Annotated in this window: 7 protein-coding genes; all 7 read left to right on the forward strand. The window is 54.9% G+C overall.

The window, feature by feature from the left end; all coding sequences use genetic code 11:
• On the forward strand, positions 1-959 hold a 959-nt coding region (locus ACI4OH_RS08115; RefSeq protein WP_439784568.1), incomplete at its 5' end, for a rod shape-determining protein.
• Entirely contained in the window at positions 959-2,002 is a 1,044-nt protein-coding gene (gene mreC / locus ACI4OH_RS08120; RefSeq protein ID WP_435720976.1) for a rod shape-determining protein MreC, read from the forward strand. The genes ACI4OH_RS08115 and mreC, both read left to right, overlap by 1 nt.
• A complete protein-coding gene (gene mreD, locus ACI4OH_RS08125) occupies positions 1,999-2,490 on the forward strand; it encodes a rod shape-determining protein MreD (RefSeq protein WP_432646123.1) in 492 nt (163 codons plus the stop codon). The genes mreC and mreD overlap by 4 nt, the downstream gene beginning before the upstream one ends.
• 81 nt (positions 2,491-2,571) lie before the next feature.
• Positions 2,572-4,359 (forward strand): penicillin-binding protein 2, encoded by a 1,788-nt coding sequence (mrdA, locus tag ACI4OH_RS08130; protein ID WP_432646132.1) that lies wholly within the window; start codon positions 2,572-2,574, stop codon positions 4,357-4,359.
• 46 nt (positions 4,360-4,405) lie between these two features.
• A complete protein-coding gene (gene minC / locus ACI4OH_RS08135) occupies positions 4,406-5,056 on the forward strand; it encodes a septum site-determining protein MinC (protein WP_432646124.1) in 651 nt (216 codons plus the stop codon).
• A gap of 10 nt (positions 5,057-5,066) precedes the next feature.
• Positions 5,067-5,858: a septum site-determining protein MinD gene (minD, locus tag ACI4OH_RS08140; RefSeq protein ID WP_439784569.1), complete on the forward strand. Its 792-nt coding sequence runs from the start codon at positions 5,067-5,069 to the stop codon at positions 5,856-5,858.
• A 12-nt stretch (positions 5,859-5,870) separates the two neighbouring features.
• Positions 5,871-6,155, forward strand: coding sequence for a cell division topological specificity factor MinE (gene minE / locus ACI4OH_RS08145; protein ID WP_295633467.1), 285 nt, complete (start codon positions 5,871-5,873; stop codon positions 6,153-6,155).
• Positions 6,156-6,268 lie beyond the last annotated feature (113 nt).

Here is a 6,268-nt window from a genome sequence, read left to right on the forward strand (position 1 = left end):
GGGGGATTGTCCTGCGTGAGCCTTCTGTTGTCGCCATAAAGAGTGATACGGGAGATGTTCTGGCTGTCGGTGATGAGGCCAAGCAGATGATTGGCCGTACGCCTGGCAACATCGTGGCCATTCGTCCGATGAAGGACGGTGTCATCGCGGATTTTGACGTGACGCAGGCCATGCTCAAGTATTTCATCCGCAAAGCTATGAATACGAAGTCCTTCGTACGTCCGCGCGTTGTGGTCGGCGTTCCTTCCGGTGTTACGGAAGTCGAGAAACGTGCTGTCATCGATGCAGCACAGCAGGCTGGTGCCCGTGAGGCTTATCTCATCGAGGAACCGATGGCTGCTGCTATCGGTGCAGGCCTGCCGGTCGAGGAAGCTACGGGCAATATGGTCGTCGATATCGGCGGCGGCACGACGGAAATCGCCGTCATTTCTCTTGGCGGCATCGTCACGAGCCGTTCCATCCGCATCGGCGGCGACGAGATGGATTCTGCCATTGTCCAGTACATCAAGCGCATGTACAATCTCATGATTGGCGAGCGCACGGCAGAGGAAATCAAGATCAACATCGGTACGGCCATCGTGACGCCGGAAACGGATACTTCGATGGAAATCCGCGGACGCGACCTCGTCAGCGGCCTGCCCAAGACCATCACGATTCAGGCTAAGGAAATCCGCGAAGCCCTCGGTGAGCCGATTTACAAGATCGTCGATGCCGTCAAGGCTACGCTCGAGAAAACGCCGCCGGAACTCGCTGCCGATGTCATGGATCACGGCATCATGATGACGGGCGGCGGTGCACTCCTCAAAAACCTCGACCAGCTGCTGGCTCATGAAACGGGCATGCCGGTCCTCGTTGCCGAGGATCCTCTCTCCTGTGTCGGCGAAGGCACGGGCAAGTCGCTCGAGAATATTGAACTTCTCAAACGCGTAGTCATGACTTCGAAGAAGCTGAGACAGTGATGAGCGGAAAATACAGGAAGAACAATAAAAAGGGAACGGGCAAAAAAATCGGCATCCTGATTGTCGTGCTGGTCAGCCTGTTCTGCATCATATTTTTCTCAGCCCGCGGCCGCTTTCACGCGCCTGTGGCTGAGCAGGCTGTGTCCATTGTCATGACACCTTTTCAGCGTGCAATTTCGTGGGTCGGCAGTCAGCTCAACTACGTGACGAGCAACATCTGGGAAATTGCCACGCTGCATCAGCAGAATAAGATGCTGCGCAATGAGGTCGAGCAGCTGCGCATCCAAAATCTCCATGCGAGCGAATACGATGCGGAAAATCAGCGGCTGCGTGCCCTGCTTGGGTACAAGCAGACGGCTACGCAGTTTGACCTCGTGGCCGCAAGGGTCATCGGCCGTGAATCGGCGACCTGGTCCAGTGTCATCGAGATCAACCGCGGCACGCGTGACGGTGTTGACGTCGATATGGCTGTTGTGACGGATAAAGGTCTCGTCGGTCATATCATCGAGGCCGGTCCGACTTCGTCGAAGGTCCAGCTGCTCCTCGACCCGCGCTCGTCGGTCGGCACGCTCGTACAGCGTGCGGATTCACGTGTAGCCGGCATCGTTGAGGGCGATATGGACAATCCGACCATGCCGCGCATGGTCAATATCCCAAAGACAGCGGATGTTGAGGAAGGCGATGTAGTTGTGACGTCCGGTTTCGGCGGGGTATATCCAAAAGGCCTCAATGTCGGCGTCGTTTCCGAAATGCGCAACGACGAGGGCGGTCTTTTAAAGATTGCCGTTCTTGAGCCGGCTGTCGACTTCCAGAAGCTTGAGGATGTCATGGTCATCACGGCTTCGCGTGAAGCACCGCCGGAGCCCTTGAAGACGCCGCCGCAGACGCCGGGAACCGAGACGGACCCTGCAGCACAGGCCGCAGAGCAGGAAGCTGAAGCGAATGGAGAGGGAGATTCTTCCGATTCTTCGGATTCGGACTCCTCTGCGGATTCCTCGAGCTCGGAAAGCAGTTCATCTGACGGGGAGGGGAGCGCACAATGAAGAAGGCAGGCGTGACAGCGCTTTTCGTCATCATTCTCTATGCGCTTCAGACCTCGCTGCTGCCGCTCATCGCCTATCATGGCGTGACAGCAGATCTTCTGCTGCTCTTCACGACGTCGATGGCTTTTCTGCGCGGTTCGCGCATCGGCGCATTAGCTGGTTTTTCTGCAGGTCTTCTGCAGGACCTTGCCAGCGGCACATTTCTGGGCATAAATGCTTTTACGCGTCTTCTGCTCGGTTATCTTGTCGGCAAATTTTCCGATGAGGTATTCAAGGAGCAGTTTTTCCTGCCGGTCTTTGCATCTTTAGTGGTGACGACGGCGAACTATTTTATTTTGGCGTTACTTATGCTATTATTAGGGTATCGCTTTAATCTGATGGGACATATGGAGTATACGCTGCTGCCAATGCTCATCTACCAGCTGGTATTTGCTTATCCGGTTCATCGTCTGACTTATGAACTCGAGAAACGATACGGAAAGGCATGACGGCGGCCCTAGTGCGGCAGACGATTTTTTGGCAATGATTAAGGCACCTTGCGGGGTGCCTTTCATTATGGGAGAGATTCGATTTTGGATAATGATGAATTCAACAGCAGATTGCGGACATTGATGGTCATATCGGTCCTGGTCATTGCCGTTCTCATCGGGCGGGCTGCCTACCTGCAGATTTATCAGGGGGAGTATTACAAGGCTCTGGCTGACGGCAACCGCATCCGCATTGTGCCTTCGATGGCACCGCGCGGCACATTTTATGACCGCAACGGACAGCTCCTCGTCACCAACCGTCCAGGTTTCTCGGTTTCGCTGCTGCCGCTCACCGCGCCGATTTCGGATGATGTCATTGCGCGTCTTTCGGATCTTTTGAAGGTGCCGGAAGATGAGATCCGGCAGAAAATTGCCGGTCACAGCGGCTTTAACCCCATCCGCATCAAGACGGATGTCACACCGGATATCGTTTCGATTATTGAGGAACAGAAGAACCAATATCCCGGCGTTGTCATCGAAGTCACGCCAATCCGCGATTACATCCTCAAGCAGGAGGGTGCGCACACCTTTGGCTACGTCAGTGAGATCAACGATGACGAGCTGGCAAAAATGAAGGATGAAGGCTATAAGTCCGGTGATATCATCGGTAAATTCGGCCTGGAAAAAGTATATGATAAGGAACTGCGCGGCGAGAACGGCGGCCAGCAGGTCGAAGTCGATGTATCGGGCAAGCCGGTGCAGATTCTCGGCCGCAAGGAGCCGGTCCCGGGTGATGATCTCGAGCTGACAATCGATATCAATCTGCAGCAGGCGGCGGAGAAGGCCGTGGATGAACAGCTTACGCAGATTGGCGCTCATGCTGCTGCGGCTGTCGTCATGAACCCGCAGACAGGTGAAATCCTTGCCATGGTCAGCCGTCCGGCCTTTGACCCGAACCTTTTTGCGCATGGCATTTCTGCGAAGGACTGGAATCAGCTCAACAACAACCCCTATCATCCGATGGACAACAAGACCATCACGGGTGAATATCCGCCGGGGTCGACGTTCAAAATTGTCACGGGCACGGCCGCCCTTACCGAGGGCGTCGTCACACCGGATGAGCAGATTTTTGACTCGGGCCATCACTGGCTGATTCCGAAGGGCAACGCCGATGGCGAGGCTCTCGGCTGGCTGAATTTCCGTTCGGCTCTCGCTCATTCTGATAACGTTTATTTCTATGAAATGGGCAACCGCCTTGGCATTGACCGCCTCGAAAAATATGCCCGCATGTTCGGCCTCGGCCAGAAGACGGGCGTGGACCTGCCTTATGAGGCTTCGGGCCTTGTTGCCAACCGCCGTTATAAGGAAAAGAACTTTGACGATGGCGAATGGTATCTTTCGGAGACCTTCGATGCCGCCATCGGCCAGGGCTTTAACCTCGTGACGCCGCTGCAGGCTGCGATGGTCATGGGCGAGATTGCAGCTGACGGCAAACGCTATAAGCCGCATGTCGTCAACCGCATCCTGGCTCCAGACGGCAGCGTCGTCAAGGATTTCCAGCCAGAGCTCCTGTCACAGCTCGATGTTCCGGAAGAGGATATCAAGCTCATCCAGGATGGCCTGCACGACGTTACGAAATACGGTACCGCTGCGTCGAGTTTCCGCGGCTTCACGGTCGATATTGCCGGTAAGACCGGTACGGCAGAGAACTCGCAGGGACGCGACCATGGCTGGTTTGTTGCTTATGGTCCTTTTGACAACCCGAATATTGTCGTGGCCGTCATCGTCGAGAACGGCGGTTATGGTTCGCAGTCGGCCGTACCAATCGGACGCAAGATCCTTGAGGCTGCATTCGGACTCAATCAGGACGGCAGCAGTGATAAAAAGTAACAGGCGCAAAAGCGAGAGTGGATAGAGAGGAGAGTCACCAGCCATCATGCATGATGAGATTGTAAAGATCAAAGGTGGAAAAAAGGGCCTGCAGCTGAGTTTTGCAGAAGACGCCTCTTTTGATGACATCTGGAAACACATTGAACAGAAGCTCGAGTCGGGCTCCGGCTTTTTCCTGCGCGGTACTTTGGTACTTGTACCGAGAGAACGCTTTTTAAAGGAAGAATTCGAGAAACTGCAGAAGCTCTTCCATGAGCATGGTCTGATTTGCCGGACGCTGACGAAGGAAGCAGCCGCTGCCAAAGTACCTGCAGAAAGAGCAGGTCGGCCGGAAAGAGCGGCAGCCGTGCAGAAAAAAGACGAACGCGTGCAGGAGATGGTCGTGGTGAACCGCACCCTGCGCGGCGGCCAGGAAATCCGCACCGAAAGCTCGGTGCTGGTCTGCGGCAACGTCAATCCCGGAGCCCAGATCATCGCCGGCGGCAGCATCGATATCCGCGGAACCTGCCGAGGCCTTGTGCATGCCGGTGCTGCGGGCGATACGAAGGCATTCATCATCGCCGATCATTTGATGCCGACACAGATCCGCATCGCCAATCTCATCGCGCGCTCGCCTGACCACATGGAAATGACACAGCGTGCGGAACGCGCTTCAATAAAAGATGGACAGATTGTCATTGAACCGATAGAAAGGTAGGATAAGGGGTATGAGCAAAGTTTATGTAATCACTTCGGGCAAGGGCGGTGTCGGCAAGACGACGACGACGGCAAATCTGGGCGTAGGCCTTGCCATGCGCGGCAAGAACGTAGTCCTCGTCGATACGGATACGGGCCTGCGCAATCTTGACCTGCTGCTTGGCCTCGAAAACCGCATCATGTACGACCTCATCGACGTCGCAGAAGGGCGTGTGCCGTACAAAAAAGCTCTCGTGCGCCACAAAAAATACGAAACCCTTTTCCTGCTGCCGACTTCTCAGGTCAAGGACAAGACGAGCGTCAATCCGGAACAGCTTGTCAAGCTCTGCGAGGACCTGCGCAAGGAGTTCGACTACATTCTCATTGACTGCCCGGCAGGCATCGAGCAGGGCTTTAAGACGGCCATTGCCGCTGCCGATACGGCCATCGTCGTGACAATGCCGGAAATTTCGGCGGTCCGCGATGCCGATAAAATCATCGGCGAGCTCGCGCGTGCCGAGAAAGAGGACATCAAGCTCATCGTCAACCGTATCCGTCCGCAGATGGTCGAAAGCGGCGATATGCTCGATATGAACGACATCAACGATATTCTCTCGATTGACTGCATCGGTCAGGTGCCGGACGATGAGATGGTCGTCACGAGCACGAACAAGGGCGAACCCTGCATCACGATGGAAAATTCCCTTGCAGGTCAGGCTTACCGCAATATCGTCGGACGCATCTGCGGCGAGGATATCCCGTTCATGGAATTCCCGAAGGAAGGCTTCTTCCAGAGACTCAAGCACCGCGTATTTGGGGCATAAGGAGGGACAGGCATGCTGGACAATTTAGTCAAGAAGATTTTTGGCAAACGGGAAAAATCCGGCCAGATCGCGCATGACCGTCTCAAGGTCGTGCTCATTCATGACCGCGCCAATGTTTCCCCGGAAGTCATGGAGAACCTCAAGAATGACATCATCAAGGTAATCTCCAATTATATGGATATCAATCAGAAGGATATGGACATTTCCCTCGAGAACGACGACAATTCCGTCGCCCTCGTGGCCAATATCCCGGTCAACCGCATGAAGCATGATGCGGGCAAGAGAAATGAGAAGTGAGAAGACTTAAGCAATGATGAACAAACGTTATCTGCGCCGTACGGATTACATCCTCATCGCTGCGACGGCGGCCATCATCATCATGAGCCTCGTCATCATCGGCAGTGCGACGC

The sequence above is a fragment of the Mitsuokella apri genome (assembly GCF_051886055.1).
Classification (GTDB): domain Bacteria; phylum Bacillota; class Negativicutes; order Selenomonadales; family Selenomonadaceae; genus Mitsuokella.